Source organism: Rhizobium sp. AG855 (assembly GCF_003610655.1).
In the GTDB taxonomy this organism is placed as follows: domain Bacteria; phylum Pseudomonadota; class Alphaproteobacteria; order Rhizobiales; family Rhizobiaceae; genus Allorhizobium; species Allorhizobium wuzhouense.
Genome location: NZ_RAQG01000003.1, coordinates 3221068 through 3247143, shown reverse-complemented (window position 1 = coordinate 3247143; position 26076 = coordinate 3221068). Strand labels below are relative to the sequence as shown.

Sequence of the window (26076 nt, the reverse complement as noted above, 5' to 3'; positions counted from 1 at the left end):
CAGGCCTTAGGCCGAAAGCTTCGCACGACCGCGCGAGCGGCGAGCGTTGAGGACCTGACGGCCGCCCTTGGTTGCCATGCGTGCACGGAAACCGTGGCGACGCTTGCGAACAAGCTTGGAAGGTTGGAAAGTACGCTTCGACATTTATTTAATACCGCGGTGTGCGGCCCTTCTTGGATGTGCAATCAAGAGATTGCATCAGCGTTTGGTTTTGTCGCACGGGTAAGCGCCGCCGGGGCGCCTTTTCCGAACGTGCGCGGCTTATACGGGCGGGGGTGCGAAGAGTCAATCGCGCGAAGCCGGATTTGAGCGGGGCCGTGACTGCGGCGCAATCGTGCTCGTGAATGACCCTTCGGCCGGCCGCGCCACCCCAAATCTGGTGTGGAACGGAGCTTTAAACACTCCCTCCTAAGGTTCCCGCAAATTGGGAGAGATGCGCCAAGGCGTGTCGCGTGGAGTGGAGTGCGGGTCGTGAAGGTCAGCGGCAAGGTTTATTCATTGGTCGGCATCTTGGGAGTGGCGGCGATCGTCATCGGTGCCATGGGCCTGTTCGTGACGGTGCAATACGGCGCCAAATCGGCAGCCTTGCTGCAGATCTCGCAGCGTGCCTATCTCGGCGAGCGCCTGAACCGCATGGTGACCGCTGTCGTCATGGACGCCCGCGGCATTTACGCGGCACCCAACAGCGAAAAGGCCAAACCCTTCGCCGAAGGGATCATGAAGAGCCTGGACAAGATGGATGCCACGCTCGCCCAATGGAAGCCGCTGGTGCCCGAGGCGCAGAAGGCGACCTTCGACGGCATGACGGCGAAATCGGCGGAGTTCCGCACCTTCCGCGCGGAAACGGCGCGTCTCGGCGTGGACGTCGGTCCGAAGGACGCCAATGCACAGGGCAATACGGATGCGAACCGCGCCAACCGCAAGGCATTCCAGGCCGATATCGACGCTGTCGTCGATGCCGACCTCGCCGAATTGACGGCCTTGACCAACAGCCTGGCATCGTTCCGCAGCACCATGATGCTGCTGATCTCCAGCGTCACGCTGCTGGCGGTCGCCGTCGGCGCCGGCCTCGGCATGCATATCGGCGTCAACCATCTGAGCCGTCCGATCCGCCGCGTGACCGCAGCGATGAACGGCATTGCCGGCGGCAATTACGGCACCGAAATCCCCTATAGCGGCCGTCCCGACGAAATCGGCGAAATGGCCGCTGCCGTCGAGGTGTTCAAGGAGAATGGTCTTTCCGTCCAGCGCCTCAATGCCCAGGAAAGCGCGATGCGCGCCAAGAGCGACGACCTGCAGAGCAGCATGGCGGCCGTCGTCGCCTCTGCGGCAGCCGGCGATTTCTCCCGTCGCATCGAGAAGGACTATGAAGACGCCAACCTCAACCGCTTCGGCGCCAATATCAACGAGCTTCTCGCATCCGTGGAAACGGGCGTTTCGGAAACCAACCGCGTCATCGGCAGCCTGGCCGCCAACGACCTGTCGCAGGAGATGAATGGCAATTTCCGCGGCGTCTTCGCCGAGCTCCAGGCCAACGTCAACAAGTCGTTCCAGAGTCTCCGGCAGTCGATGTCGGACATCCGGGGCCGGACCGAGTCCATCAACGACAATACGGTGCAACTGACCTCGGCGGCCAACGACCTGTCGAAACGCACCGAGCAGCAGGCCGCAGCCCTGGAAGAAACGTCGGCGGCCCTCGACGAGATCACCGTGGTCGTTCGCCAGTCGAGCGAGCGGGCCCAGGAAGCCAGCAACATGGTCACCGAGGCCAAACACAGCGCGGCCCAGTCGGCCTCCGTCGTTGGCGAGGCGGTCAACGCCATGGGCCGCATCGAGCAGGCCTCGCGGGAAATCTCGCAGATCATCAACGTGATCGACGAGATTGCCTTCCAGACCAATCTCCTGGCGCTGAATGCCGGCGTGGAAGCCGCCCGTGCGGGCGAGGCCGGCAAGGGGTTTGCCGTCGTCGCCCAGGAGGTCCGGGAACTGGCGCAGCGCTCCGCCAATGCGGCCAAGGACATCAAGACCCTGATCACCAAATCCGGCGAGGAAGTCGCCGGTGGCGTGAAGCTGGTGCAGCGCACCGGCGTAGCGCTCTCGGAAATCGAAAGCCGCGTCCTGAAGATCAACGACCACATCCATTCGATCGCAGCCGCGGCCAAGGAGCAGTCGACGGGTCTGGCCGAGGTCAACACCGCCATCAACCAGATGGACCAGGTGACCCAGCAGAATGCGGCCATGGTCGAGGAGACCTCGGCCTCCACGCACAAGCTCTCGGGCGAAGCGGCGGGCCTTGCCCAGATCGTCGCGCAGTTCAAACTCGGCGGCGATGTGCGCGGCATGCGCGCTGCCCCGGTGGCGGCCCAGCAGCATCGTCCGGTCGCCTCGCCGGCGCGGCAGCTCGCCGGCAACGTGGCGCGCGCCTTCAGCGGTTCCGGTCGCGCGCGTGCGGCGGCTGCGGCCCCCAAGGGCGACAGTTGGGAAGAGTTCTGATCCCCAAGGGGCAGTTCTGATGTCGACGGCCGCAGCATCCGATGCTGCGGCCGTTTCGTATTCATGACCAAAGATTAACGTGTGCGGCGATCTTCCACTTGGCCTTGTCTATCGCACTGCACTAAGATAGCGACGCGCCCCGATCCGAAATCGACCTTTGGGATGACAGGAATTCGACGTGATGTTTGACCGGCAGGACAGCGATATGCAGTCCGACCTCTCGGGCGGCTACCGCATGCCGAGCCGGATCAGAGGGCTGTCCGGCAAGCTCTTGTGGCTGACCATCGCCTTCGTGATGCTGGCGGAAATCCTGATCTTCGCTCCGTCCGTGGCGACCATGCGGCAGCGCTGGCTGCAGGACCGGCTGAACACGGCGGCGGCCGCCGGCGTCGTCATCGACGGCCTGCAGCCGCTCGAACTGCCGCGCGGCGTCCAGGAAGATACGCTGGCGACCACCGGCACCAAGGCGATCGTGTTGCGCAAGGACGGGACCTCCCGGCTGCTCGCGGTGACCGAAATGCCGACGGAAGTCGATGCGGCCTATGATCTCGCCGACTATTCCGAGATGGAATCGATTCGCGACGCCTTCTACACGCTGGTCTTCGGCGGCGACCGGCTGCTGCGCGTCTATGGGCCGATTGCCGATTCGCCCGACACGACGATCGAGATCGTCATGGAGGAGCGGCCGCTTCGCCGCGCCATGCTGGGCTATGCGCACAACATTCTCATCGTCTCGCTGATCATTTCTGTGATTACCGCCCTTTTGATGTTCCTTGCCATCAACCGGGTGATGATCATGCCGGTGCGCCGGCTTGCCCGCAGCATGCAGGCCTTTGCCGAGAACCCGGAGGATCCGGAGCGCATTCTGGCGGCCACCGACGGCAAGGACGAGATTGCGGTGGCCGGGCGTCACCTGACCCGCATGCAGGACCAGCTGCAGAAAACGCTGCGCCAGCAGAAGACGCTGGTCGATCTTGGGTTAGCGGTCTCGAAGATCAACCACGACATGCGCAACATCCTTGCCTCCGCCCAGCTGATGTCCGACCGGCTGGTCGATGTCGATGATCCCCTGGTCAAGAGTTTCGCGCCGAAACTGCTGCGCGCGATCGACCGGGCGGTCGGCTATACGAGCGAGGTCCTGTCCTACGGTCAGACCTCGGAAGCCGAACCGCAGCGGCGGCGCTTCCGTCTCGCCGAACTCTGCCAGGAGGTCCGTGACCTCCTGCAGCTGAGCCACGAGACGGGCATCGAATTCGTCGATCTGATTGCCGCCGACATCGAGGTGGACGGCGACAGCGAGCAGCTCTTCCGCGTCATCCACAACATCTGCCGCAATGCCGTGCAGGCTCTGGCGAGCTTCACGCCTGAGGATCCCGATCATCCGCGCCGGATCACGATCTCGGCCCAGCGTACCGGCTCGGTCGTGGCGATCACCATCGACGACACAGGCCCCGGCATGCCGGCCAAGGCGCGCGAAAACCTCTTCGCCGCCTTCCGCGGCTCGGCCCGCTCGGGCGGAACGGGGCTGGGGCTGGCGATTGCCCGCGAGCTGGTGCTTGCCCATGGCGGCACGATCGCGCTTGTGGAAAAACCTGGCCCCGGCACCCTGTTCCGCGTCGAAATCCCCGACAGACCAGTGGCTCTCGACGACTGGCGCGCCCGCGCCTGAGCGCCTCTTTGACAGTTGCCTGAGGGGACGTGACGGCAAAATGACTCTTTTTTGAAAAAGGGCGCTTGCATTCCAAAGCGTCACGCTTTAGAGGATCGCCAACGCCGACGAACAGTCGGCTGGCACGCACCCGTAGCTCAGCTGGATAGAGCACCAGACTACGAATCTGGGGGTCAGGAGTTCGAATCTCTTCGGGTGCGCCATTCTTTCTTCCCCTTGAAATCACTGTGCACATCAGACTCTCAGTCTGTTGCCGTCGCGCTTGATGGAACATGTCGACGAGCTCGACGCCGTCAATGTTCGCTCTGGTCGCCGGATGCCGCGCGAATGGTATTGCACGACGGGCGATGCAGAAATGCGTCGCCCGTCTTTGTTTTGCCGCTTCCTCGGACAATAGGGCTTGGTGAACACGAAAGCGTGTTCTAACTGTCAACATTATCGTTTCAGGTCCGGATTCGGCCTTCCTTCGATGCGGCAGCGGGGTCGCGCGTCATCGGCAGGGGAAAGGCAACAGGCCGGGCCGATGCCGCCAATGTGAGATATTCAGATGAGATGGAAACGCACGATTCAGCTTCTCGACGTCCATGCCGAGGGCGAGATCGGTCGGGTTGCGATCGGCGGTGTGCCGAAGATCCCCGGTGACACGGTGGCCGACCAGCTGGCCTGGCTGAACACGGATCCGAAGGGCCAGGAATTGCGGCGCATGCTGGTGCTTGAACCGCGCGGTGCGCCGATCGGCTCGGTCAATCTGCTGTTGCCGCCCAAGCATCCGGACGCCGATGCGGCTTTCGTCATCCTGCAGCCGGATCAGGCCCATGCCAGCTCCGGATCGAATTCCATCTGCGCGACGACCGCCTTGCTCGAAACCGGCATGGTGGAGATGCAGGAGCCGGAAACCATCGTGATGCTGGAAACGGCGGCGGGGCTGGTCAAGGCGACGGCGACCTGCCGCGACGGCCGCTGCGAGCGGGTGAAGCTGACCATGGTGCCGTCCTTCGTGCACGAACTGGATGTGCGGCTGGAGACGGAGCACTGGGGCACGATCACCTTCGACGTCAGTTATGGCGGTATCTTCTATGCGCTGGTCGATGTTGCCCAGGTCGGGCTGACCATCGACAAGGCCAACGCCCGCGCGCTGGTCGAGGCCGGCATGATCCTGAAGGAAGAGATCAACCGCAAGATCCCGGTCGTTCATCCGGAAATCCCCGCCATTTCGGGCGTCGCCTATGTCATGTTCCGTGACGTCGATCCGGATGGCGCGATCCGCACCTGCACCACCATGTGGCCAGGCCGGGTCGATCGTTCGCCCTGCGGCACCGGCAATTCCGCAAACCTCGCGACGCTGCACGCGCGCGGCAAGGCGAAAGTGGGTGACGTCATGCTGTCGCGCTCGATCATCGGCTCGGAATTCGAGGTCGGCCTGTCCGCCCTGTCCGAGGTTGCCGGCCGGCCGGCCGTGATCCCGACCATTAGCGGCCGCGGCTTCACCTTCGGCCTGCATCAGGTGGCGCTGGATCCCTTCGATCCCTTCCAGCGGGGCTTTGCCCTGACCGACGTCTGGGGACCCTCCTCGGGCTCGATCGGCTAGGGCTGGAGGTTTTGGATGACCTGCGGTGGATGCCGGGCATTTGATGCAATTCCGAGCGGTCTTCCTAGGTGAATTGTAAGGGTCTTGGTCGCAGCCATCTTGCTATCTGGTGGATCGACCGAGATAAGTGCATTCTCGATATCGTCAGCGAAAAGATCAACAAGTACTGCAGTAGATGAAGCCACATACAACGACAGGTTCCATGGTTCAAACTCTTGCAGGCGTGCCGATGACACTCAAAGGCTGCTCGGTATTCTCTGGCCTGAGCCTGGAAGAAGATCGTGAATGGCTGTCGCGTTGCCATTCGCGGACGCTGTCGGCTGGCGAAAGTCTGGTCGATTTCGAAGATATGTCCAAGGATGTCTTTATCGTCCAGACCGGCGAGATCCGCGCGGTTCTGCGCTTCACCGTCGGCAAGGAAGCGATCCTCGGCAGTTTCAAGCGCGGCGACATCCTGGGGGAGCAGGCGGCAATCGACGATCTCGCCCGCTCGGCAAGCCTGATGGCGGTGAGCGACGCGACGGTGACGGTCATTCCCTATACCGTGTTCCACGACATCCTGAAGCAGCGCGCCGATGTGGCGCTTGCCCTGCTTCAACTGCTGTCACGGCGCATCCGCGCGATGAACGACCGGCTTTCGGAACTGTCGTTCCTCGATACCAAGCACCGGCTCTACAACACGCTGCTGCGCCTGTCGCGGGTGCGCAATGATGGCGGCCGCGAGCGCATCATCTCGCCGCCGCTCGTTCATGCGGAACTGGCCGAGCATATCGGCGCGAGCCGTGAAACCGTGTCGCGGGAAATGTCGCGGCTGGCGCGCGAGGAACTCGTGGAACGCACCAGCCGGGCCATCGTGTTGAAGAACCCGGTGGAACTGTCCCGCCGCATCTCGCGCGCGCTGGAAGGCTGAGCGGGCCTCGGCCGCCGGTCAGGGATAGATGACGCCCTTGCGCAGGATGACATTGGCATAAAGTCGCGGTTCGCCGGTCTGCACGACGGTGTGCGCGGCCTTCACCCGATTGTAGAAATCCGCACCGATCAGCTTAGTGACAGGCACCTTCGGCTCGTGGCGGGCACAGCAGTCGATGATCTCCTTATGCACCGGATCGACCTGATCCGGCTTGCCGCCGACCACCGAGCGGAAGATCGCCTCGGGAACGAAATCGTCGACCGGCATGACGCTCAGGATCGCATTCAGAACGGGAACAAGCGCATGGCCATCGAGCCGCACCAGACGGCGGGCGTGTTCGAGCGCCGGATAATTGCCGTCGACGATGGCGATCTCGTCGCCGTGCCCCATGGCGCGCAGGGTCGCGAGAAGCTCGGGGCTCAGGAGGGGATCAATTCCCTTCAGCATGGTGTGTTTCCTTGAACAAGACTGTTTGGTCGATGAGGTAGCGGTCGAAGATCGGCAGGCTCGCCCCGCCGATGGCGCGGGCCTGGGCGCCCACTTCGCCTTCGATGATGTCGGGCACCATGACGCCCTGGAGGTCGAGGCGGTTCATGGCTTCGATCGTGGCCTGGACGAGGCGTTTGCGCACCCAGTCCGGGAAGCCGCCATCGATGATGGCCGCGGCAAAGTCGATGATCGATGAGGCGGCGACGACGGCCTGGGCAAGGGCGGCCGCCGTGTCCTGGATCCAGATTTCCAGCGGTTCGCCGAAATCGATCCACTGGTCGGCCGCATACCAGAGCGGCTGCGGGTCGATGCCGCGTTCGCGCAGGAGGTTTTCGAGCACGAAGATCGAGGCGATGTCCAAGAGCTGTCGCGTCTCGCCGTGTTTGTCGCGCACGGGAAGCGGGCCGATCGCGCCGGCGGTTCCGGTGCGCCCGACGAAGAGGGCGGCATTGACGACGATGCCGCCGCCGATGAAGGAGCCGATGTAGAAATACACGAAGTCGGGATAGCGCTGTCCGGCGCCGAAGACGAGTTCCGCACCGCAGGCGCTGGTCGCGTCGTTGCGCAGATAGACCGGATGGCCCATGCGCGCCTGGACGGCGGCCTGCAGATCCACTTCGCGCCAGATGTCCATGGCACCGGGCGGTGCACCCACCTCTTCGGCCCAGTTCCACAGCTCGAAGGGAGCGGCAATGCCGATGCCGGCGATGCGGCTGCTCTGCGCCACTTCCATGCCCGCTTCAAGTTCGGCGATGCCGTCGCAGATGAAGGGCAACAGGTTGTCGGGATGCGGGTAGCGATAGGTCTGGTGCTTCTGCTGGCGGATGGCACCGGCGAAATCCATCAGCACGAGGTCGGCACTGCGCCGGCCGATCTTCACGCCGAAGGAAAAGACCGCCTCGGGATTGATGAACATCGGCACGGAAGGCTGCCCGACGCGACCGCGAATGGGCTCGCCGCGCATCAGCAGTTCGTCGCTTTCCAGAGAGCGCATGATGACGGAGACGGTTTGCGGCGAAAGCCCGGTCAGGCGCGCGATGTCGGCCTTCGAACAGCCTGGATGCTGCCGCACCAGCGACAACACGAGGCGTTCGTTATAGGCGCGCACACGGACCTGGTTCGAGCCGCCGCCAGCGCTCGATCTCAGGCCCTGTTCGGCCCCCTGCATGTAGACATCGTGTGACACCAAGGCCGCTCCTCCCGACCGCTCCCTTTTACGGCAGCTCCGCGAGAATGTCACAGCGATTTAATAATTCAACTGGATTTATTTATTGACAGCCCAAAACTTCTGATGTTTTTAATGGGGTCGTGGAGGAGTGGGGCCGAGAGACCCCCGATCGGATTGCGGAGGCGCAATCCGAGCCGACACGTTGCGGCCGGAGGAGCTGGCCCACCAACTTTCGGGAGGATACCAAATGAAAAAGTCTCTGATTACTGCTGCCCTGTCGACGCTCGCACTGGGCGTGGTTTTCGCCGCTCCGGTCCAGGCTGCCGACGTTTCGGCCTGCCTCATCACCAAGACCGACACCAACCCCTTCTTCGTCAAGATGAAGGAAGGCGCGACCGCCAAGGCTGCCGAACTCGGCGTGACCCTGAAGTCCTACGCCGGCAAGGTCGACGGCGACCATGACAGCCAGGTTGCCGCCATCGAATCCTGCATTGCCGATGGCGCCAAGGGCATTCTGATTGCGGCCTCCGACACCAAGGCCATCGTCGACCAGGTCAAGAAGGCCCAGGAAGCCGGCCTTCTCGTGATCGCGCTCGACACCCCGCTCGATCCGGCAACGGCAGCCGACGCCACCTTTGCAACGGACAACCTGCTCGCCGGCAAGCTGATCGGCCAGTGGGCTGCAGCCACCCTCGGCGACAAGGCCAAGGATGCCAAGATCGGCTTCCTCGACCTCGTGCCGTCGCAGCCGACCGTCGACGTTCTGCGCGACCAGGGCTTCATGATCGGCTTCGGCATCGACCCGAAGGATCCGAACAAGATCGGCGACGAAGATGATGCACGCATCGTCGGCCACGACGTGACCAACGGCAACGAGGAAGGCGGCCGCAAGGCCATGGAAAACCTTCTCCAGAAGGATCCTGACATCAACGTCATCCACACCATCAACGAGCCGGCTGCTGTTGGCGCCTACCAGGCTCTCAAGGCCGTGGGCAAGGAAAACGACGTTCTGATCGTTTCGGTCGACGGCGGTTGCCCAGGCGTCAAGGCCGTTGCGGATGGTCAGATCGGCGCCACCTCGCAGCAGTATCCGCTGCTGATGGCATCGCTCGGCGTGGAAGCGATCAAGAAGTTCGCCGAAACCGGCGAAAAGCCGAAGCCGACCGAAGGCAAGGACTTCTTCGACACCGGCGTTGCTCTTGTCACCGACAAGCCGGCAGCCGGCGTTGAATCGATCAGCGTCAAGGACGGCACGGACAAGTGCTGGGGTTGATCCCCAAAGCTTGATGGCGGACCATGAAAAGATCGGGGCGGCCCATGGCCGCCCCGTGTTGAATACCGGGCCCGGAGCCCGGCAGAAGAACCACATCGGGAGGTAAGTTCTATGGCGGGAGCCCAGGAATTCGAGAAGGTGCTGACCCAGAGTGAAACGAGCGTGGCGACCTTCGAGGACCGCTCCACTCTGCGCAAGATACAGCACTTCCTACACTCAACGCCGGCGGCTGTGCCTCTGATCGTTCTCGTGATGTCGATCATCATTTTCGGCCTGACGATCGGCGGCAAATTCTTCTCCAGCTATACGCTGACCCTCATCCTCCAGCAGATTGCCGTCGTCGGTATTCTGGGTGCTGCCCAGACGCTTGTCATCCTGACCGCCGGCATCGATCTGTCGATCGGCGTGGTCATGGTCATTTCAGCCGTCGTGATGGGCAACTGCGCCATCCACTATGGCATTCCCTCCGGCATTTCGGTGATCATTGGTCTCGTGGTCGGCGGACTGTGCGGTCTTCTGAACGGTGTCCTCGTCGCCAAGGTCAAGCTTCCGCCCTTCATCGTCACGCTGGGCACCTGGTACATCGTGATGGCCACCAATTTCATCTATTCGGCCAACGAGACCTTGCGCGATGCCGATGTCGAGGCGATCGCGCCGTTCCTCCAGGTCTTTGGCGAAAGCTTCAAGGTCGGCAAGGCGGTGTTCACGCTCGGCGTCGTCTTCATGCTGGTTCTGGTTTTCGGGCTTTGGTACGCGCTCAATCATACGGCCTGGGGACGGCATCTCTATGCGGTGGGTGACGACCCGGAGGCCGCACAGTTGGCCGGTATCCGCACCGACCGCGTCTTGCTCGGCACCTATACGCTTGCGGGCGTGATCGCTGGGCTGGCCGCCTGGGTTTCGATCGGCCGCAATGGTTCGATTTCGCCCTCGGCTGCGGTCACCGACTATAATCTTCAGGCGATCACCGCGGCCGTGGTCGGCGGCATCTCGCTCTTCGGCGGGCGCGGCTCGATCCTCGGCACGCTCTTTGGTGCCCTCATCGTCGGTGTGGTCTCCATGGGCCTCAACATGCTCGGCGCCGATCCGCAATGGAAGGTGCTCCTGACGGGCGTGCTCATCATCGCCGCCGTTGCAATCGACCAGTGGATCAGAAAGGTAGCAGGCTGATGACCCAGGAACCCATTCTCACCGCCCGTGGCCTGGTCAAGCGTTACGGCCGTGTGACCGCTCTCGATCAGGCCGATTTCGACCTTTATCCGGGAGAAATCCTTGCCGTCATCGGCGACAACGGCGCCGGCAAGTCTTCGCTGATCAAGGCGATTTCGGGCGCCGTCACCCCGGATGAGGGCGAGATCAAGCTGGAAGGCCGGACGATCAACTTCCGCTCGCCGATCGAGGCGCGCAAGGCCGGCATCGAGACCGTCTACCAGAACCTGGCACTGTCGCCGGCACTCTCGATCGCCGACAACATGTTCCTCGGCCGCGAGATCCGCAAACCCGGCATCATGGGCTCGGTCTTCCGTAAGCTCGACCGTCCGGCGATGGAAAAGTTCGCCCGCGACAAGCTGACCGAACTCGGCCTGATGACCATCCAGAACATCAACCAGGCGGTCGAGACGCTGTCGGGCGGCCAGCGCCAGGGTGTGGCGGTCGCCCGTGCTGCAGCCTTCGGTTCGAAGGTGATCATCCTCGACGAGCCGACGGCAGCGCTCGGCGTCAAGGAAAGCCGCAAGGTGCTCGAACTGATCCTCGACGTGCGCTCGCGCGGCATGCCGATCGTGCTCATTTCCCACAACATGCCGCATGTCTTCGAAGTGGCCGACCGCATCCATGTCCATCGCCTGGGCAAGCGGCTCTGCGTCATCAACCCGAAGGACTACACGATGTCCGACGCCGTTGCCTTCATGACCGGCGCGCGGCCGGCGCCGGATACCGGCATTGCCGCATGAGCCTTGACGTCCAGGGACTGGCGGACGAGATCATCAGGCGGGCTCACGGCAGAGCCCGCTTTCTCGTCGGCATTGCCGGACCGCCGGGCGGCGGCAAGTCGACGCTCGCCGACGCTTTGTCCGAACGCCTGAAACAGGCGGGCGAGGCACCGGCCGTCCTGCCCATGGACGGCTTTCATCTCGACAACCGTTTGCTGATCGAGCGCGGCCTCCTGCCCCGGAAAGGGGCACCTGACACCTTCGACGTGCGTGGTCTGCGGGACATTCTTCAGGCCGTGCGCGCCGGTGGTGAGGTTCTCGTCCCGGTCTTCGACCGCGATCGCGAACTGGCGATCTGTGCGGCCCGCTGTATCGCGCCGGACGATCGCATCATCCTGGTCGAAGGCAACTATGTCCTTCTCGACCGCGAGCCGTGGCGTCCGATCGCCTCGCTGTTTGACCTCACGGTCATGGTGGCGCCGCCGCAGGACGAACTCAAGCGCCGTCTGATCGCCCGCTGGGTTCATTATGGACTGTCCCAGGACGAGATCCATGCCAAGGTGCATGGCAACGACCTGCCCAACGGCCAGTTGGTGCTGAGTGCCAGCCATCCGGCGGATATCACGCTCAATTTCGGCTAAACTGCTGGTGTGGCTGGGCAGTTCGATCCTTCTTTAATTCTTAAGTTCTAATTAAATGGACGATCGATAAAATTGTATCGGTTTGCTTCAGCCAATCTCAGCCTCCCCCTGATACAACTCCTCCATGAAAGATTAACGCGTGCAACGTCTTCCCGAGAGTGCGGGCGGACGGAAACAGTCCCAGGGACCAGCGTCGGAGAGGAGTGGTGGCATGACTATATTGATCGTTGAAGATAACCCGACCAATGCGATGATCATCAAGCATCTGGCCAAGAAGGTGACCAACGAAGAGATGGTCGTCGCGTCCGATGGCAATGCTGCGCTGACCTTCTGTCATGCCGAAAATTTTTCCATGCTGATCGTCGACCATCTGCTGCCGGGCATGTCCGGGCTGCAGTTCATCAAGGCCGTGCGCCTGATGGACCGCTATCGCGACGTGCCGGCGGTGATGGTGACGGCAGAGACGGATCCGCGTCTGCGCGAGGAAGCCCGCGCCGCCGGCGTCACCGATTTCCTGCACAAGCCGGTCGAAGCCGTGGCCTTCCGCAAGCTGGTCGCCGACCACCTCGGCTCCGCCGCGATCGTCTCAGACCTGCCGAAATCCGCTTGATCAACACCATCTGGAGAAGTCCCATGAAAGGCATGCTGCTTGCGCTCCTGATCGGGGCTGTTTGCTCAACGTCTGCGCTGGCCCTGGATGCACCGAAGGGTCCCGTCGTTCTGACCGTCAAAGGTGCGATCACCAACACCAATGTCGGCGACACGGCGGAGTTCGATCTGGCCATGTTGGAGGCGCTCGCCGGCCGCAAGGCCACGATGGAAACACCCTGGACGCAGGGCATGGTCACCTTTGAAGGGCCACTGCTGAGCGCACTGCTGAAGGCTGTCGGTTCCACGGGGTCGACCCTCTCGGTCAAAGCCCTGAACGACTATGCGGCCGAAGTGCCCGCCGACGACGCCAAGCTGGCGACGATCCTGGCGACCCGCATGGATGGCAAGCTGATGTCGGTTCGCGACAAGGGACCGCTGATGGTCGTCTATCCCTTCGACCAGGATCCCAGTCTCTACAATGAGAAATACTTCTCGCGGTCTGTCTGGCAGATCAAGGAAATCGAGGTCGGCAAGTGAAAAACAGGGAAGAGACACTCCGGAAGGCGGCAGGAGGGGGCAGTGTTGCCTTCATCCTGCAGCTGATTTCGGCTGTCCTTCTCTCCGTGCTCCTGATCCTCTTCGTCGACATCGCCCGCCAATATCGGATCATGGAAGACGGCGTGCGCGAAAATTCCATGTGGTCGGTCTATCAGCTCGACCGCGAGACCCGCCAGCTCGACTACAGTCTGTCGGTCCTGCGCCGCGGCGAGGCGACGGACAAGGCCTATCAGGAACTCGCTCTGCGCTACGACATTCTCTATTCGCGCATAGCAATCCTCGATCAGTCGAAGTTCGGCAGCTATTTTGCCAAGGACATGAAGATCCAGGCTCATATCGGCGATATCACCAGAACCATCTCCGACATCCAGCCGATTTTCGATGGGATCACCGCCGGCACCTATCCCACGCGTGAGCAGCTGGACCAGCTCGAAACGATCATTTCGGGCATGGGGCGCATCACCGAGCAGTTCCTGCTCTATACCAATACGCGTGTCAGTTCCGAGCGCGCCGAAAGCCGCCAGATCATCCTTGGCCTGGAACGGACTTCGGGCATCATGCTCGTCCTGCTGATGATCTCCGTGGTCTTCCTCGTCGTGACCCTGAACCGGCAGCTGAAATCCGTCCGCGAAACCAGCCGCGAACTGCAGGACATGGCCTCCGAACTGACGGAGGCCTATGAGGCGGCCGATGCCGGCAACCGGGCGAAGTCGCAGTTCATGGCCACCATGGGGCATGAAATCCGCACACCGCTCAATGCCATCCTTGGCATGTCGGAACTGCTGGAACTCTCGGAATTGCCCGACGATGCCCTGTCGAGCGTCAAGACGATCCGCTCTTCCGGCGAAGCTCTGCTCGAGATCATCAACGAGATCCTCGATTTCTCCAAGATCGAACACGGCAAGCTGGAACTCGAGGAGCGCGCCTTCGACATCTGCGGTCTGGCCGAAAGCACCGTCAGCATCATCCGCGGCCGCGCGGACGACCACGGCAATACGATCATTCTCGATCTGCCGGAATCGCTGCAGGCGCTCTTCGTCAAGACCGACCCGACCCGTCTGCGCCAGGTCCTATTGAACCTGCTGTCCAATGCGGTCAAATTCACCAGCCAGGGAACCGTCACGCTGCGCCTGCGCGAATTCTACCGCGAAGGCAAGCTGATGATCCGCTTCGAGGTCGAGGACACCGGCATCGGCATCGACGAGGCCGGCCTCGACAAGCTCTTCAAGCCGTTCTCGCAGGTCGACGCTTCGATCAGCCGTCGTTACGGCGGCACAGGCCTCGGCCTCACCATCTGCAAGCAGATCGTCGAGAAGCTGGGTGGCGAACTCGGCATGAGCAGCACGGTCGGCGTCGGTTCGATCTTCTGGTTCGAGCTGGCCGTGGTCCCGGTCAGCCGCGAAGAGGCAGACAGCGTCGCCGCCAAGATCGTCGCAGACGAAACCCTGCCGCGCTATCGCATCCTTCTCGTCGAGGACAACAAGGTCAACCAGATCGTTGCGTCGCGCTTCCTCGCGCGCCTTGGGCAGGAGGTCGAGATTGCCAATGACGGTGCCGAAGCGGTCGCCATCACCCGTGGCCAGATCTTCGACCTCATCCTCATGGACATGCAGATGCCGGTGATGGACGGCATCGAGGCGACGCGCCGGATCATCGCCGAAGGCGGACCGTGTGCGGCCACCCCGATTATCGCCATGACCGCCAATGCCTCGGATGACGACCGTCGCCGCTGCATGGATGCCGGCATGCAGGGCTTCGAATCCAAGCCCGTGACCCTGGAGAGACTGAAGCAGATGATCGCCTATGCCACCACGCCGGACCGCGCTGTGGCGCCGTCCCAGGATCAGTCAGAAGGGGGCAAGGTCGCTGTGGAACGCTTCGAGCTGCCGGAACCGGATATGAGCGGCATGCCGATGCGTGCCCTGCCGGGCCTCGGGATCGAGGGGCTGGACGAAGCCCGTCACGCCGAATTGGTCGATGCCCTGGGCGAAGACGTTTTCCAGGAGCTGGTCGAGTCCTTCTTCAACGATGCGGAAGAACTGCTGGTCGAACTGGACGAGGCCTTGCGCAAGGCGGATGCCGAGAAGCGGGACCGCGTGCTGCACACGATCAAGGGGGCGGCCTCGAATGTTGGACTGAACGATCTCGCGGTGAAGGCCAATGCCTTGCGCCATCAGGCGCCGGAGCCGGCCGACATCGAAATGCTGGGCGACGAAATCCAGGCCCTCAAATTCAAACTCGTTGCATAGAAGCACGGAGGTGACCATGCGTATCTTGTTGGTTGACGATAACAGCACCAATCTGAAGCTTCTGACCAAGCTGGTCGGCAAGCTCGACAGTTGCGAGGCGGTGCCCTTCGCCAGTCCCGATGCCGTGCTGTCGGCTCTCCCGGAGCTCGATTTCGACATCGCGATCATCGATTACCAGATGCCGGTCTATAACGGTGTCGAGCTCTATACGGAGATTGTCCGCTTCGAGAAATATGCCGAGGTGCCGGTCATCTTTGTCACCGCCGACAAGGACATGACGACGCGCATGGCGGCGCTGAATGCCGGCGCCATCGATTTTCTCACCAAGCCGGTCAACCCGGTCGAGTTCCAGGCCCGTGTGCAGAACATCGTCAGCCTTGCCCGCGCCCGCCGTCAGCTGGCCGACCAGGCCGAATGGCTGCGCCGCGAGGTGGAGCGGGCTGTCGGCGAACTGCGCGAGCGCGAGCAGGAGATCATCCATCGCCTGACACTGGCGGCCGGCTACAAGGATCCGGAGACGGCGCGCCACACACTGCGCGTCGCGTCCTATTCCGAGGCGATCGCCATCGAACTCGGCCTGTCGCCGCAGCTTTGCCACGACATCCGCCTGGCCGCCCCGATGCATGATATCGGCAAGGTAGCGATGCCCGATACGGTGCTCTTGAAGCAGGGCCGTCTGACCGAGGCGGAATACCGCCAGATGCAGGCCCATGCCGAGATCGGCAGCGACATCCTCGGCCGTTCGCATTCTTCGCTGCTGCAGCTCGCCTCCGAGATTGCCGCCAGTCACCACGAACGCTGGGACGGGCAGGGTTATCCCAACCGCCTGTCCGGCACGGCCATCCCGATTTCCGGCCGCATCGTCTGCATCGCGGACAATTTCGACGCATTGACCACCGAGCGGCCCTACAAGCCGGCCTGGAGTTTCGCCCGCACCGTCGAGCATATCCTCGGCCGCGCCGGGACGCAGTTCGATCCGGATTGCGTCGCGGCCTTCGAGCGGGCGCTGCCGCGCATTCAGGCGATCATGGAGCAGGATCGTCGCGAGCAGGCCGAAGAGGCAGAACGCGCCATGGCGGCATCGCCGGATCGTATTCCGGGTGAACGGGTCGCCTGAGATCCTTTGATCACGGCGCCGAACATGCTAAGGGCGGGCAGATTTCTGCAAGCCGGAGGCATGTCGCATTATGGTATCCCTGACGATCCGTCGCCCCGATGACTGGCATCTGCATCTGCGCGACGGCGCCATGCTGGAAGGCGTGATCGGCGACACCAGCCGCCATTTCGCCCGTGCCATCATCATGCCGAACCTTGTGCCGCCAGTGGTCACCACGGCGGATGCAAAGGCCTATCGCGAGCGCATCGTCAACGCCATTCCGGCAGGCGATCGTTTCGAGCCGCTGATGACGCTCTACCTGACAGAGCACACCAATCCCGACGACGTGGAAGAGGGCAGGCGCTCCGGCCTGATCACGGCGGTGAAGCTCTATCCGGCCGGCGCCACGACCAATTCCCATGGCGGCGTGCGCGACATGGACAAGGCCATGCCGGTGCTGGAGCGCATGGCGAAGATCGGCCTGCCGCTGTGCGTGCATGGCGAAGTGACGACGCCCGAGGTCGACATCTTCGACCGCGAAAAGGTCTTCATCGACACGGTTCTCGATCCGCTGCGCAAGCGTCTGCCGGAGCTGAAGGTCACCATGGAGCATGTGACGACGGAAGACGGCGTCGGCTATATCCAGTCGGCCGGGAAGAACCTCGCCGGCTCGATCACCACGCATCACCTGATCATCAACCGCAACGACATTCTGGTCGGCGGTATCCAGCCGCATTACTACTGCCTTCCTGTCGCCAAGCGCGAGAACCATCGCCAGGCGCTGCGCAAGGCGGCCGTCTCCGGCGATGCAAGGTTCTTCCTCGGCACCGACAGTGCGCCGCATGTCGATCCGTTGAAGGAGTGCGGTTGCGGCTGTGCGGGCATCTACACCTCGATCAACACCATGAGCTGCCTTGCCCATGTCTTTGAACAGGAGAATGCGCTCGGCAAGCTCGAAGCCTTCACGTCGCTGAATGGCCCTGCCTGGTATGGCCTGCCTGTGAACGAGGAGACGATCACCCTGGTGAAGCGCGACACGCCTGTCGAGTTTCCGGGAAAGATCGTGACCGGCGCCGGGCCGGTCACGGTCTTCAACCCGAAATTCCCGCTGCACTGGGATGTCGCCTGAAACGACAATGCCTCGCGGTTGACGCGAGGCATTGTTTTGGGCGGTTGTCGGCGATACCGGTCTCAGCCACCGAGTGAGCCGAGCTGCGGCCAGAGGCCGAGCACGCCGATGACGATCAGGTAGATCGCAACAACATAGTTGAGCAGCCGCGGCATCACGAGGATGAGAATGCCGGCGATGAGAGCGACGAGGGGCTGGATGACGAGGATGTTTTCCATCGGATGAAAGTCCTGCGGTTGGAGGCCAGCGGTAAAGGCAAATACCGCCAATTTGTTCCATCGCGCCACTCTGGTCAGCCCTGCCGCTTGCTGCTATTGGCCTTGAAACGAGACCGATGAGGAGAACGCCATGATCCAGACCCCCTTCACCGCCCCCGCCGTCATGGCAGACCTCGTGGCGAAGATGCTCTGGGAGATCAAGGCGGTGCATTTCAATGCGGCCGAGCCCTACAAGCTCTCCTCGGGCATGAAGAGCCCCGTCTATATCGACTGCCGCAAGCTTCTCTCTTATCCGCGCGTGCGCTCGGCCGTGATGGATTTCGCGGCCGCGACCCTGATGCGCAATGCCGGCTTCGAGCAGTTCGACTGCATCGCCGGCGGCGAGACGGCGGGCATTCCCTTCGCAGCCCTGCTCGCCGATCGCCTTGGACTGCCGATGATCTATGTGCGCAAGGCGCCGAAGGGCCATGGCCGCAATGCCCAGATCGAAGGCCACATGCCGGAGGGATCGCGCGTGCTCGTCATCGAGGATCTGACGACCGCCGGTGGCAGCATGTTCAAGTTCATCGATGCGGTCCGCGCAGCAGGCGGCGTGGTCGATCACGGCATCGCGCTGTTCTTCTACGGCATCTTCCCGGAGGCGCTGCAGCGCTTCGACGACGGCAAGGTGAAGCTGCATTACATCGCCACATGGCGCAATGTGCTCGCCGTCGCGCGTGAACAGAAGCTGTTCGACGACAAGACGCTGTCGGAGGTCGAGGCCTTCCTTGATGCGCCGCTGGAATGGTCCGGTCGGAATGGTGGGGTTTCGTCGCTCGCCTGAGCAATTGCTCATGGTCGCACTGGAAATCGGGAGCGACTTGGTTTAAATCGATTGAAACGGAAGACTGGGAGGTCGAGATGATCCTGTGTTGCGGCGAAGCGCTGATCGACATGTTGCCACGCGAAACCACGCTCGGTGAGCGGGCCTTCTCGCCCTATGCCGGCGGCGCGATCTTCAACACGGCGATTGCGCTCGGGCGGCTCGGCATCGACACCGGCTTCTTCACCGGTCTTTCCGACGACATGCTGGGCGACATCCTGCGCGACACGCTGAAATCCTCCGGCGTCGACTACAGCTATTGCGCCACGCTCTCGCGCCCCTGCACGATCGCTCTGGTCAAGCTGACCAACGGCCAGGCTTCCTACGCCTTCTATGACGAGAACACCGCCGGCCGGATGATCACGGAAGCCGATCTGCCCACGCTGGATGACAACTGCGAGGCCCTGCATTTCGGCGCGATCAGCCTGATCCCGGAACCCTGCGGCTCGACCTATGAGGCGCTGATGACGCGCGAGCACAAGACCCGCGTGATCTCGCTCGACCCGAACATCCGCCCCGGCTTCATCAAGGACAAGGAAGCCCACAAGGCGCGCATCGCCCGCATGGCCGACATGTCCGACATCCTGAAATTCTCCGACGAAGACCTCGACTGGTTCGATCTGCCGGGCAGTCAGGACGAACGCGCCACTTACTGGCTGAAGCGCGGCGCCAAGCTCGTGGTGCTGACCAGGGGCGCGGAAGGCGCGACCGCCTATACCGCGAACTTCAAAGTCTCTGTGCCCTCGAACAAGGTCGAGGTGGTCGACACTGTCGGCGCCGGCGACACGTTTGACGCTGGCATTCTGGCGTCGCTGAAGCGTCAGGGATTGCTGACCAAGGAAAAGGTCGCAGCGCTCTCGGAAGAGGCGGTGCGGCAGGCGCTGACGGTCGGCGCGAAGGCGGCGGCCGTGACTGTGTCGCGGGCAGGGGCCAACCCGCCGACGGCGGCCGAGATCGGGTTCTGAAATCCTGATCCGCGGTTCCAACCTCTACAGTGTCGAAAGCCAGAACGCGTGAAGATCAGGATCATCAGCAGGATTGGCGCCGAAAGCCGGCGCGCCTTTCAGGCCGCCCAGATGCAGCGTCTCGGCTTGCCGTTCTCCTTCGTCGACGCCGTCGAAGCGACGGATCTGACCGACACGTTATGCCTGGAAGCCGCGCAGACCTGGCCGGGAGCGACGCTGCCGCAGGATATCGCCTGTTTTCATTCGCATCGGAAGGTATGGAGCCAGATCGTCGAGGACAAGGCTCTGGGGCTGGTGCTGGAGGACGACGCCGTTCTCGCCGATACGATCGTCTCCGCTCTAGTGGTGATCGAGGAAAGGCACCGGGACTGGCGTCACGTCTACGACCTGGAATTTACGCCCGAGCCGCACATCATCGCCGAGCGCCCGACATGGCAGGATACACGCGGCGGATTGAGCGCGAGCCGCATCTACCGCAACCGAGTCGGTCTGGCAGGCTATGTCATAGGCCCGGAGGCGGCAGCGCGCATGCTGTCGGAGACGCGAAGCTACCGCCTGATCGATTCCTATCTCTGGCAGCGGCCCTGGCTGCTGGGCCAGATGATCGAGCCGGCCCAGGTGGTGCAAATGCGCTTCCTGCCGGATGCGCCGGAGACGCCGACCTTTGTCCGGTCCGCCGAACCTCGCGTCTTTCGCGCCTCAAGCAAGGTGCGCAACTTTGCCCTGAAGATGGAAATCGAACTGCGGCGTGGCGTCTCGCTGCTGCAGGCTGCAGGTAAGTCGAAGCGCCGCGAACCGGAGATCGACTGGCAGCGGTTTTCGGGGCAGGGGGCGTTGGGGTGAACGCGCTTTGCGGCGGACGTTCGATGAGCCTTGCCAGCGAAGCCGGTCGCGTTGTGCTCTAATCGATCAGGGTCTGATGAGCGCGGCAGTCGCGACAGCGCTATGCAAGATTGGATTGCTACTTTCCGTGCAACATAAGGGAGAGCAATCATGAAAGTCGACACAGCCGCCAGCTATATGGTCTCGGGCGCGCGCACCACTGCGGCGATGCGCGCTGAAACACAGGCATTTGGTGCGATGGTGTCTGCACGGGTGCAGGATACGCAAGAAACGACCAGCGGCAGCGATGGGCAAGAGGCGCTCGATTTCACCCGCATGACCCGCCAGGAATTGTTCGACTGGATGAATGAACAGCTCCGCAGCGGAAAAATGTCCTTCGATGAAAGCGCGCCCTTTCTGGGCATGACCTTGAAGATCTCGGCGGAGACCGGCGAACCGGTGGATATGGCGACAGACAACTCGCGGATAGACTTTACCGAGAAAGCGCGGCAAGGCATCGAGTTCTATCAGTTGCATTTCGACCAGGCATCGGCGGATGCGCTACAGGCGGCTTTGGAGAAAATGCTGGACGGGTAAGATCACGTTCAGCGGCGGAAACAGCCGGCTGGATGGCTGTTTCCAGCTGGACGGCAACGCCTTCAGGTCCCTTACGATCCCGCCGGTCGGTAGGTCCCGTTGTCGTCAGATACGATCGACAGCGGCTCAGACCTGTTGTCGTCTCCCTGCTCCTCACCTTCCTGCTTTTCCAAAGCCTTTGTCAGCTTGTCGTTCGCATCCGGGTCCTTGGCGCTGTCGATCACGTCCTGAATGGACACGCCGAGCTTGTCGAGGCCGAGTTCCTTCTCGAGGCTCTTGACGGCCATATCGCCGCCCTCCGCCTTCAGCTTGCCGAGCGCCTTCTGCATGGCACTGGAAAACTCCTCTCTCGACCCGTAATCCGACGCGTCGACGCCCAGCGCTTTGCCGGCGCGCTCGATCAGGTCGATCTTCAGCTTGTTGATGTTCACGTGGTTCACGCTGAAGAAGGATTCCGAGATTTTCGATTGTGCCTGCGTGGGCTGCGCGGCACTGCCGATCTTGCCATCAAGACCGTTCGCGGTTGCGACAAGCGCGTCAGCCCCGGCCCCGTCCTGTTCGACCGCGCCAGCGGAGCGTGTCTGCTGAAGGATCAGAAGTGCTGCAGAATTGGAGGAGGTGACGGTGGTCATCGCAGGATCTCTTATCCTCGGATGGACGCCATCATGGGCAATCCGGGCGACAGAACCAAAGCATCATGCATCAGCCAGACAGGTGATTTGCCTGCAACCTATCAGGGAAAGGTTAATGAATCCAGTGGCGGCCTTTCACTGAAACGGAACGCTTGTGGCGTGCCTCGACCGTGTTCAGGATTGGCCAAACGGGGATGCGCAGGCGGCCGTCAATGACAGGCCGCCCTGCATGCCTTACAGCGGACTGATGATCAGATGTGGCATCCCGTTTGACGTCTTTTCTGCGGAATGACCTCTATCATCGACGACGCCTCTTGCCACGCGACGCATGTTGGAGAAACCCTCAAAGGTAACGGTGTCCACCGGCGCGTCGAAACGGACGGACAGGGCGTGGCCGCTTTCCGAAGACGTGATCGCGGTGATTTCGCCCTTGAATGCCTGCCCGAGATAATGGCCCCTGACCCTTTGGTGCAGATAAAAGATGGGTGGCGCAAGTTTTGCCAGTTGAGCAGACAATGTGTTCCAGTCGCGCGCGCCGTTCCGGTGTGCGATCAGCTCCAGGGCCTTGGCGTGGCCGACAACAGTGCCTTCCGCCGCGAGCGTGATCCGCAGCGCCTTTGCCTGCGCCTTTGCTTCCGCGATGCTTTTGACTGTCACGGCCGAACCTCCGTCGCAGCGATCCCGATACCGGCACGGCCCCGCTCCTTGATGGCGGTCCATAGCACAAGGACGGTAATCACCACCGCGAGAGCATCGGCGGCGGGATAGGCGAACCACAATGCATTGCCGCCCAACAAGATTGCGGCAGCCCCGATCATCAAGGGCACGAGCAGGACGGGTTTGACGAGCGTGAGAAGCGCTGCGCGGGCCGGCTGGCCAAGAGCCTGGAAATAAAGGCCAAGCACGAGGACAGGCCCCGAAAACAGATAGAGGGCTGCCATGATCCGGAGGATCCGGCCGACGTCATCGATCACAGCCGCGTCTGCGACAAACATTGCCCCCAAGGCACTGCCCTGGCTCAACAGCAGACCCTCAACGGCAGCGCAATAAAGCAGTGTTGTCGTCGCCGCGATCCGAAGGGTGGCATCGGAGCGCGCATAAAGACCCGCGCCCACATTGTTGCCGACGATGCTCTGCATCGCCATGCCGACGGCCATGCTGGGCAAAAAGGCAAAGCCGAAAATCCGTGTCGCGATGCCGTAGGCTGCGATGGTTTTGGCATAGTCGGCGCTTGCCGAAAAGCGCATGGCCACAACGACACTGGCGGCGGAAAGTGCCATTCCGGCAAAGCCCAGGCTGAGAGGCGCGCCAAGGATCGCGATTGCTTGCCAACGACTGGTCCAGCGATTTCGCCAGAGGCTGGCGAGCGGCAGCATATCGGCTTTGAGCCGGCGCAAGACGAGGAGCAGGGTCAAGCCGAGCGCCTGCGCCAGCACGGTGCCGAGGGCCGATCCGGCCACGCCAAGCTCCATGCGCGCCACAAGAACGGAGTTCAGCACTATGTTGGCAAGGGTAACCCCAAGCGACATCAGGGCCATGGTGCCGGCATGGCCTTCGTTCCGGCAGGCATCGGCGTGCACAGCGAGGAGAAACTGGATCGGTGTTCCGGCCACGGAAATTGCCAGGAAGACCCAGACCATGTCCGCAATCGACCCGTCGGAGCCGGCAAGGTGGATCGAGAAAAGTCTGCCGCCGGCGCAGAAAAGCACGATGAGTACCAAAGCGATGGACAGGGCAAGTCCGTGGGCGCCGGCAAGCGTTGCCGAGGCTTCCTCGCGGTTTCCGGCGCCGAGTTGGCGGGCGAGCAGGCTCGACATGCCCCCGCCGACAAGGGTCGACAGCGCGATGGTGATCATCAAAATCGGGAAGGTCATGCCGACCGCCGCCATGGCATCGGCACCCACGTATTGGCCGAGAAAGAAGGCATCGACGATGCCAAGTATGCCATTCATGCCCATGATCGCGATCATCGGCAATGCGGTGACGGCGAAGAGCCTACCGGGAGAGGCAGTCAGAAAACGGTTTTCGGGCGATTGTCGCAGCGACATCACTCACTCCTCCAAAGAGGCATTTCGATGGTGATGGGGGCCTGCATTGCCCACCGACGAAATGCTTCGAGGGTGAGAAGAAACTGCGAACCGGCTTTACCGTGACTTGCGTCTGCAGGCGGCAGGTGCTCGGAACCTGGGCGCCAAGAACCATTGAAATGGGAGATTGTCAATGACGGACCGCCCGTGCTGGATCGCCGGGGAGAGGATGACATGCGGACAGGGCCGTCTATGAGAGCGCGGGGGGAGCCATTTTCAACGTCCTCCATCTTCCGGACAAAAGGGTCAACTCCGGCCGGAACGGCGAGCTGTCATGCCCCGGTAGCTGAAGGAGCTGATATCGAAGGTCATGCCTTCGACGCCGGTCTCTTGACCTCGCTGAGGGTGCTCGACTGCCTGCCGCGCCCCCCAGGTCGCCTTTAGGATTGGGCGAACGGATTGACGATGCGCAGGCTGCCATTGATGTTCATGCCGTCCTGCATGTCTTCGGACAGCAATGTGTCGCAACCGGCCACGAGTGCGGTGGCAACGATCATCGCATCATAGGTGGAAAGCCCGTAACGCTCTGAAATGACAAGCCCAGTCTCGTGGGTTGCAACCGTGAGCGGTTCGACATTCAGCAGCGCCCTGATCATGTCCAAAAACAAATGAGTGTCCGGCCAGGACATCCGCAGCTTGCGGCGCAGGACATTGGCGGTTTCGTTGAGGACCTGAACGCTGATCGTGCCGCCCTTGGCAATTTCGGCCTCCGCTCGATCGGCTTTCTCGGCATCGCTCGAGGCGAGATAAAGAATTACGTTCGTGTCGACGAACCTACCGGCCATTCGCCTCATCCCGGTCGAACGTGAAGTCGGCCGGCAGCCGTCCCCGGAAGGCTCGCAGGCGCTGAAGCAGATCTTCAGGTGTCGGCTTACGGGCGACATCGAGTGTGCGCCAGTCTGTCGCGCGAATTTCGATATCATCGCCTTCCTTCAGCTTCAGCGCTTCGACCACGCTGGCGGGAAGACGCACCGCGAGACTGTTGCCCCATTTGGCAATCTGCATGATCAACTCCGATGATATACGTGCGGCTTAATGTATATCAACGTGGTTACTCGATCAAGCATGCGGCCTTGTTGACCTCTAAGACCACGTCAAAGAACTGCATTGCCGAAGCGTCAAGGATTGCGGACCGGCAGGGGTCGTCTTCAGGTGCAGACGAAGCGTCGGTGCCTCCCGATCAAAGCTCGGCCTCGGCCAGTCGAGACAGTGTGCTTCTGCCCAATTCGGCCATCACGGGGTTGGTGTCCTTGTAGTACCAGACCAGGCCCATGGCTTGCTGGAACGCCGAGGCGGCTCCTCGTTGCCATTCGAGGTCATCGACGCCAAGTGTTTCCCGGAAAGTGGTTCGGGTCTCGTGGTTGAGGAGATGCCATGCGGCAACGAGATCGAGGGCCGGATCGGCCGGAGCGAACCCACCTGTGTCAAGCACGCCGATCAGACGCTCTCCCTTCACCAACAGGTTCGTCGGAATGAGATCCTTGTGGCACATTGCCTCGGTCCGCGAAGGGGGGAGCACACGAAGGCGTTTCCACATGCGGCGAAGGTGCACGACATCCAGGAGGCTTTCGCTCTTTTCGAAGCAGACCTCCATCCAGGCGTCGTGATCGGTCAGCTTTCCGCCTCGACCGGGACCGGAAAAGGTCCGCCCCTTCAGGTCGACCTTGCGCAACGTGTTGATCAATTGAGCAAGATCGCGCGCGAAATCGAGTGAAGTGCTGAGACCGTGAGGAGTAGCGACATCGCCGTCGATCCAGGTCTGCACCAGCCATGGCATCGGAAACCCTGCGCCCCACTGTCCGATGCCAACCGGTGCCGGGCTGGGAAATCTACAGGACTCATGGAACTCGCGGCTGGCTTCGATTTCCTGTTCCAGGGTTCGCAGAGAAACGGCGGGATCCATCGTCCGGAGCGGAAAGCGGGCTGCATGTCTCTCGCCAATCCGAAAGATCGCATTCACTGTGCCTGCGGTCTCAAGTTCCCGGATGTCCTGGCCTCGAAACTGCGGAAACTGATCCGCTATCAGGTGACGGACTTGCTCAACGGTGATGGTCAGTTGGTCTGAATGCACGCGCTGCTTACCTCGGAAGTCTGGATTGCGGTGTCCT

Annotated in this window: 28 protein-coding genes and 1 tRNA gene; 19 read left to right on the top strand and 10 right to left on the bottom strand. The window is 62.1% G+C overall.

Annotated elements, in window-relative coordinates; genetic code table 11:
- Positions 1–6 precede the first annotated feature (6 nt).
- Entirely contained in the window at positions 7–144 is a 138-nt protein-coding gene (rpmH, locus tag DFO46_RS15955; RefSeq protein WP_062611277.1) for a 50S ribosomal protein L34, read from the bottom strand.
- A 327-nt stretch (positions 145–471) separates the two neighbouring features.
- On the opposite strand from rpmH, the gene DFO46_RS15950 reads away from it, so the two are divergent.
- The 5 genes from DFO46_RS15950 (at position 472) to DFO46_RS15930 (ending at position 6660) form a co-directional block, all read left to right on the top strand.
- Complete coding sequence (locus tag DFO46_RS15950) at positions 472–2493, top strand: HAMP domain-containing methyl-accepting chemotaxis protein (RefSeq protein WP_120278287.1); 2022 nt, start codon at positions 472–474, stop codon at positions 2491–2493.
- A gap of 205 nt (positions 2494–2698) precedes the next feature.
- Positions 2699–4162: a HAMP domain-containing sensor histidine kinase gene (locus DFO46_RS15945; RefSeq protein ID WP_245422621.1), complete on the top strand. Its 1464-nt coding sequence runs from the start codon at positions 2699–2701 to the stop codon at positions 4160–4162.
- 126 nt (positions 4163–4288) lie between these two features.
- Positions 4289–4365: transfer RNA gene (locus DFO46_RS15940), tRNA-Arg, on the top strand.
- Between the two features lie 344 nt (positions 4366–4709).
- Positions 4710–5750 carry a 4-hydroxyproline epimerase gene (locus tag DFO46_RS15935; RefSeq protein WP_120277957.1) on the top strand — a complete coding sequence of 347 codons (1041 nt, stop codon included), beginning with the start codon at positions 4710–4712 and terminating at the stop codon, positions 5748–5750.
- Positions 5751–5952: 202 nt separating this feature from the next.
- Entirely contained in the window at positions 5953–6660 is a 708-nt protein-coding gene (locus DFO46_RS15930) for a Crp/Fnr family transcriptional regulator (RefSeq protein WP_245408820.1), read from the top strand.
- An 18-nt stretch (positions 6661–6678) separates the two neighbouring features.
- Here the strand turns inward: DFO46_RS15930 and DFO46_RS15925 are convergent, their stop codons facing one another.
- Entirely contained in the window at positions 6679–7107 is a 429-nt protein-coding gene (locus DFO46_RS15925; protein WP_120278286.1) for an RbsD/FucU family protein, read from the bottom strand.
- Positions 7091–8317 carry an ROK family transcriptional regulator gene (locus DFO46_RS15920; RefSeq protein WP_120278285.1) on the bottom strand — a complete coding sequence of 409 codons (1227 nt, stop codon included), beginning with the start codon at positions 8315–8317 and terminating at the stop codon, positions 7091–7093. The genes DFO46_RS15925 and DFO46_RS15920 overlap by 17 nt, the downstream gene beginning before the upstream one ends.
- A 247-nt stretch (positions 8318–8564) precedes the next feature.
- On the opposite strand from DFO46_RS15920, the gene DFO46_RS15915 reads away from it, so the two are divergent.
- The 9 genes from DFO46_RS15915 (at position 8565) to pyrC (ending at position 17785) form a co-directional block, all read left to right on the top strand.
- Positions 8565–9590 (top strand): sugar ABC transporter substrate-binding protein, encoded by a 1026-nt coding sequence (locus tag DFO46_RS15915; RefSeq protein WP_120277956.1) that lies wholly within the window; start codon positions 8565–8567, stop codon positions 9588–9590.
- A 111-nt stretch (positions 9591–9701) separates the two neighbouring features.
- The gene (locus tag DFO46_RS15910) at positions 9702–10760 is read left to right on the top strand and encodes an ABC transporter permease (RefSeq protein ID WP_120277955.1); all 1059 of its coding nucleotides are present in this window, start codon (positions 9702–9704) and stop codon (positions 10758–10760) included.
- On the top strand, positions 10760–11542 hold the full coding sequence (locus DFO46_RS15905; RefSeq protein ID WP_110790139.1) for an ATP-binding cassette domain-containing protein: 783 nt from the start codon (positions 10760–10762) through the stop codon (positions 11540–11542). Before DFO46_RS15910 ends, DFO46_RS15905 begins: the two co-directional genes overlap by 1 nt.
- Complete coding sequence (locus DFO46_RS15900) at positions 11539–12162, top strand: nucleoside triphosphate hydrolase (protein ID WP_120277954.1); 624 nt, start codon at positions 11539–11541, stop codon at positions 12160–12162. Before DFO46_RS15905 ends, DFO46_RS15900 begins: the two co-directional genes overlap by 4 nt.
- 211 nt (positions 12163–12373) lie before the next feature.
- The gene (locus DFO46_RS15895) at positions 12374–12772 is read left to right on the top strand and encodes a response regulator (protein WP_110790137.1); all 399 of its coding nucleotides are present in this window, start codon (positions 12374–12376) and stop codon (positions 12770–12772) included.
- 23 nt (positions 12773–12795) lie between these two features.
- Positions 12796–13290 carry a molybdopterin-dependent oxidoreductase gene (locus tag DFO46_RS15890; protein ID WP_120277953.1) on the top strand — a complete coding sequence of 165 codons (495 nt, stop codon included), beginning with the start codon at positions 12796–12798 and terminating at the stop codon, positions 13288–13290.
- Entirely contained in the window at positions 13287–15560 is a 2274-nt protein-coding gene (locus tag DFO46_RS15885) for an ATP-binding protein (protein ID WP_120277952.1), read from the top strand. Before DFO46_RS15890 ends, DFO46_RS15885 begins: the two co-directional genes overlap by 4 nt.
- A gap of 16 nt (positions 15561–15576) precedes the next feature.
- The gene (locus tag DFO46_RS15880; protein ID WP_120277951.1) at positions 15577–16677 is read left to right on the top strand and encodes an HD domain-containing phosphohydrolase; all 1101 of its coding nucleotides are present in this window, start codon (positions 15577–15579) and stop codon (positions 16675–16677) included.
- A 70-nt stretch (positions 16678–16747) separates the two neighbouring features.
- Positions 16748–17785 (top strand): dihydroorotase, encoded by a 1038-nt coding sequence (gene pyrC, locus DFO46_RS15875; protein ID WP_120277950.1) that lies wholly within the window; start codon positions 16748–16750, stop codon positions 17783–17785.
- A gap of 62 nt (positions 17786–17847) precedes the next feature.
- On the opposite strand, the gene DFO46_RS15870 is transcribed toward pyrC, so the two are convergent.
- The gene (locus DFO46_RS15870) at positions 17848–18003 is read right to left on the bottom strand and encodes a DUF3096 domain-containing protein (RefSeq protein ID WP_110790384.1); all 156 of its coding nucleotides are present in this window, start codon (positions 18001–18003) and stop codon (positions 17848–17850) included.
- 130 nt (positions 18004–18133) lie between these two features.
- Between DFO46_RS15870 and DFO46_RS15865 the strand changes: the two genes are divergently transcribed.
- From DFO46_RS15865 to DFO46_RS23930, 4 genes are all read left to right on the top strand, one after another.
- Complete coding sequence (locus tag DFO46_RS15865) at positions 18134–18826, top strand: orotate phosphoribosyltransferase (protein WP_120277949.1); 693 nt, start codon at positions 18134–18136, stop codon at positions 18824–18826.
- Positions 18827–18903: 77 nt separating this feature from the next.
- A complete protein-coding gene (locus DFO46_RS15860) occupies positions 18904–19830 on the top strand; it encodes a carbohydrate kinase (protein WP_120277948.1) in 927 nt (308 codons plus the stop codon).
- A gap of 48 nt (positions 19831–19878) precedes the next feature.
- Positions 19879–20673 (top strand): glycosyltransferase family 25 protein, encoded by a 795-nt coding sequence (locus tag DFO46_RS15855; protein ID WP_120277947.1) that lies wholly within the window; start codon positions 19879–19881, stop codon positions 20671–20673.
- Between the two features lie 150 nt (positions 20674–20823).
- On the top strand, positions 20824–21249 hold the full coding sequence (locus DFO46_RS23930; RefSeq protein WP_183041910.1) for a hypothetical protein: 426 nt from the start codon (positions 20824–20826) through the stop codon (positions 21247–21249).
- A gap of 71 nt (positions 21250–21320) precedes the next feature.
- On the opposite strand, the gene DFO46_RS15845 is transcribed toward DFO46_RS23930, so the two are convergent.
- The 6 genes from DFO46_RS15845 to DFO46_RS15820 form a co-directional block, all read right to left on the bottom strand.
- Positions 21321–21881 (bottom strand): hypothetical protein, encoded by a 561-nt coding sequence (locus DFO46_RS15845; protein ID WP_120277946.1) that lies wholly within the window; start codon positions 21879–21881, stop codon positions 21321–21323.
- 234 nt (positions 21882–22115) lie between these two features.
- Positions 22116–22538: a glyoxalase superfamily protein gene (locus DFO46_RS15840; protein ID WP_120277945.1), complete on the bottom strand. Its 423-nt coding sequence runs from the start codon at positions 22536–22538 to the stop codon at positions 22116–22118.
- Positions 22535–23929 carry an MATE family efflux transporter gene (locus tag DFO46_RS15835; RefSeq protein ID WP_120277944.1) on the bottom strand — a complete coding sequence of 465 codons (1395 nt, stop codon included), beginning with the start codon at positions 23927–23929 and terminating at the stop codon, positions 22535–22537. Before DFO46_RS15835 ends, DFO46_RS15840 begins: the two co-directional genes overlap by 4 nt.
- 419 nt (positions 23930–24348) lie before the next feature.
- Entirely contained in the window at positions 24349–24753 is a 405-nt protein-coding gene (locus DFO46_RS15830; RefSeq protein ID WP_120277943.1) for a PIN domain-containing protein, read from the bottom strand.
- The gene (locus tag DFO46_RS15825) at positions 24743–24973 is read right to left on the bottom strand and encodes an AbrB/MazE/SpoVT family DNA-binding domain-containing protein (protein WP_120277942.1); all 231 of its coding nucleotides are present in this window, start codon (positions 24971–24973) and stop codon (positions 24743–24745) included. The genes DFO46_RS15830 and DFO46_RS15825 overlap by 11 nt, the downstream gene beginning before the upstream one ends.
- A 175-nt stretch (positions 24974–25148) precedes the next feature.
- A complete protein-coding gene (locus DFO46_RS15820; RefSeq protein ID WP_245422620.1) occupies positions 25149–25910 on the bottom strand; it encodes a phosphotransferase in 762 nt (253 codons plus the stop codon).
- On the opposite strand from DFO46_RS15820, the gene DFO46_RS24150 reads away from it, so the two are divergent.
- On the top strand, positions 25809–26033 hold the full coding sequence (locus tag DFO46_RS24150; RefSeq protein ID WP_245422627.1) for a hypothetical protein: 225 nt from the start codon (positions 25809–25811) through the stop codon (positions 26031–26033). The two genes, DFO46_RS15820 and DFO46_RS24150, sit on opposite strands and share 102 nt — an antisense overlap.
- The last annotated feature ends 43 nt before the right edge of the window (positions 26034–26076 follow it).

What these genes read in the sequence shown, in the direction of transcription:
- rpmH (WP_062611277.1), bottom strand. Translation starts at nt 144, where the DNA reads ATGTCGAAGCGTACTTTCCAACCTTCCAAGCTTGTTCGCAAGCGTCGC.
- DFO46_RS15945 (WP_245422621.1), top strand. Translation starts at nt 2,699, where the DNA reads ATGCAGTCCGACCTCTCGGGCGGCTACCGCATGCCGAGCCGGATCAGA.
- DFO46_RS15935 (WP_120277957.1), top strand. Translation starts at nt 4,710, where the DNA reads ATGAGATGGAAACGCACGATTCAGCTTCTCGACGTCCATGCCGAGGGC.
- DFO46_RS15930 (WP_245408820.1), top strand. Translation starts at nt 5,953, where the DNA reads ATGGTTCAAACTCTTGCAGGCGTGCCGATGACACTCAAAGGCTGCTCG.
- DFO46_RS15925 (WP_120278286.1), bottom strand. Translation starts at nt 7,107, where the DNA reads ATGCTGAAGGGAATTGATCCCCTCCTGAGCCCCGAGCTTCTCGCGACC.
- DFO46_RS15920 (WP_120278285.1), bottom strand. Translation starts at nt 8,317, where the DNA reads ATGCAGGGGGCCGAACAGGGCCTGAGATCGAGCGCTGGCGGCGGCTCG.
- DFO46_RS15915 (WP_120277956.1), top strand. Translation starts at nt 8,565, where the DNA reads ATGAAAAAGTCTCTGATTACTGCTGCCCTGTCGACGCTCGCACTGGGC.
- DFO46_RS15910 (WP_120277955.1), top strand. Translation starts at nt 9,702, where the DNA reads ATGGCGGGAGCCCAGGAATTCGAGAAGGTGCTGACCCAGAGTGAAACG.
- DFO46_RS15905 (WP_110790139.1), top strand. Translation starts at nt 10,760, where the DNA reads ATGACCCAGGAACCCATTCTCACCGCCCGTGGCCTGGTCAAGCGTTAC.
- DFO46_RS15900 (WP_120277954.1), top strand. Translation starts at nt 11,539, where the DNA reads ATGAGCCTTGACGTCCAGGGACTGGCGGACGAGATCATCAGGCGGGCT.
- DFO46_RS15895 (WP_110790137.1), top strand. Translation starts at nt 12,374, where the DNA reads ATGACTATATTGATCGTTGAAGATAACCCGACCAATGCGATGATCATC.
- DFO46_RS15890 (WP_120277953.1), top strand. Translation starts at nt 12,796, where the DNA reads ATGAAAGGCATGCTGCTTGCGCTCCTGATCGGGGCTGTTTGCTCAACG.
- DFO46_RS15880 (WP_120277951.1), top strand. Translation starts at nt 15,577, where the DNA reads ATGCGTATCTTGTTGGTTGACGATAACAGCACCAATCTGAAGCTTCTG.
- pyrC (WP_120277950.1), top strand. Translation starts at nt 16,748, where the DNA reads ATGGTATCCCTGACGATCCGTCGCCCCGATGACTGGCATCTGCATCTG.
- DFO46_RS15870 (WP_110790384.1), bottom strand. Translation starts at nt 18,003, where the DNA reads ATGGAAAACATCCTCGTCATCCAGCCCCTCGTCGCTCTCATCGCCGGC.
- DFO46_RS15865 (WP_120277949.1), top strand. Translation starts at nt 18,134, where the DNA reads ATGATCCAGACCCCCTTCACCGCCCCCGCCGTCATGGCAGACCTCGTG.
- DFO46_RS15860 (WP_120277948.1), top strand. Translation starts at nt 18,904, where the DNA reads ATGATCCTGTGTTGCGGCGAAGCGCTGATCGACATGTTGCCACGCGAA.
- DFO46_RS23930 (WP_183041910.1), top strand. Translation starts at nt 20,824, where the DNA reads ATGAAAGTCGACACAGCCGCCAGCTATATGGTCTCGGGCGCGCGCACC.
- DFO46_RS15845 (WP_120277946.1), bottom strand. Translation starts at nt 21,881, where the DNA reads ATGACCACCGTCACCTCCTCCAATTCTGCAGCACTTCTGATCCTTCAG.
- DFO46_RS15835 (WP_120277944.1), bottom strand. Translation starts at nt 23,929, where the DNA reads ATGTCGCTGCGACAATCGCCCGAAAACCGTTTTCTGACTGCCTCTCCC.
- DFO46_RS15830 (WP_120277943.1), bottom strand. Translation starts at nt 24,753, where the DNA reads ATGGCCGGTAGGTTCGTCGACACGAACGTAATTCTTTATCTCGCCTCG.
- DFO46_RS15825 (WP_120277942.1), bottom strand. Translation starts at nt 24,973, where the DNA reads ATGCAGATTGCCAAATGGGGCAACAGTCTCGCGGTGCGTCTTCCCGCC.
- DFO46_RS24150 (WP_245422627.1), top strand. Translation starts at nt 25,809, where the DNA reads ATGGAACTCGCGGCTGGCTTCGATTTCCTGTTCCAGGGTTCGCAGAGA.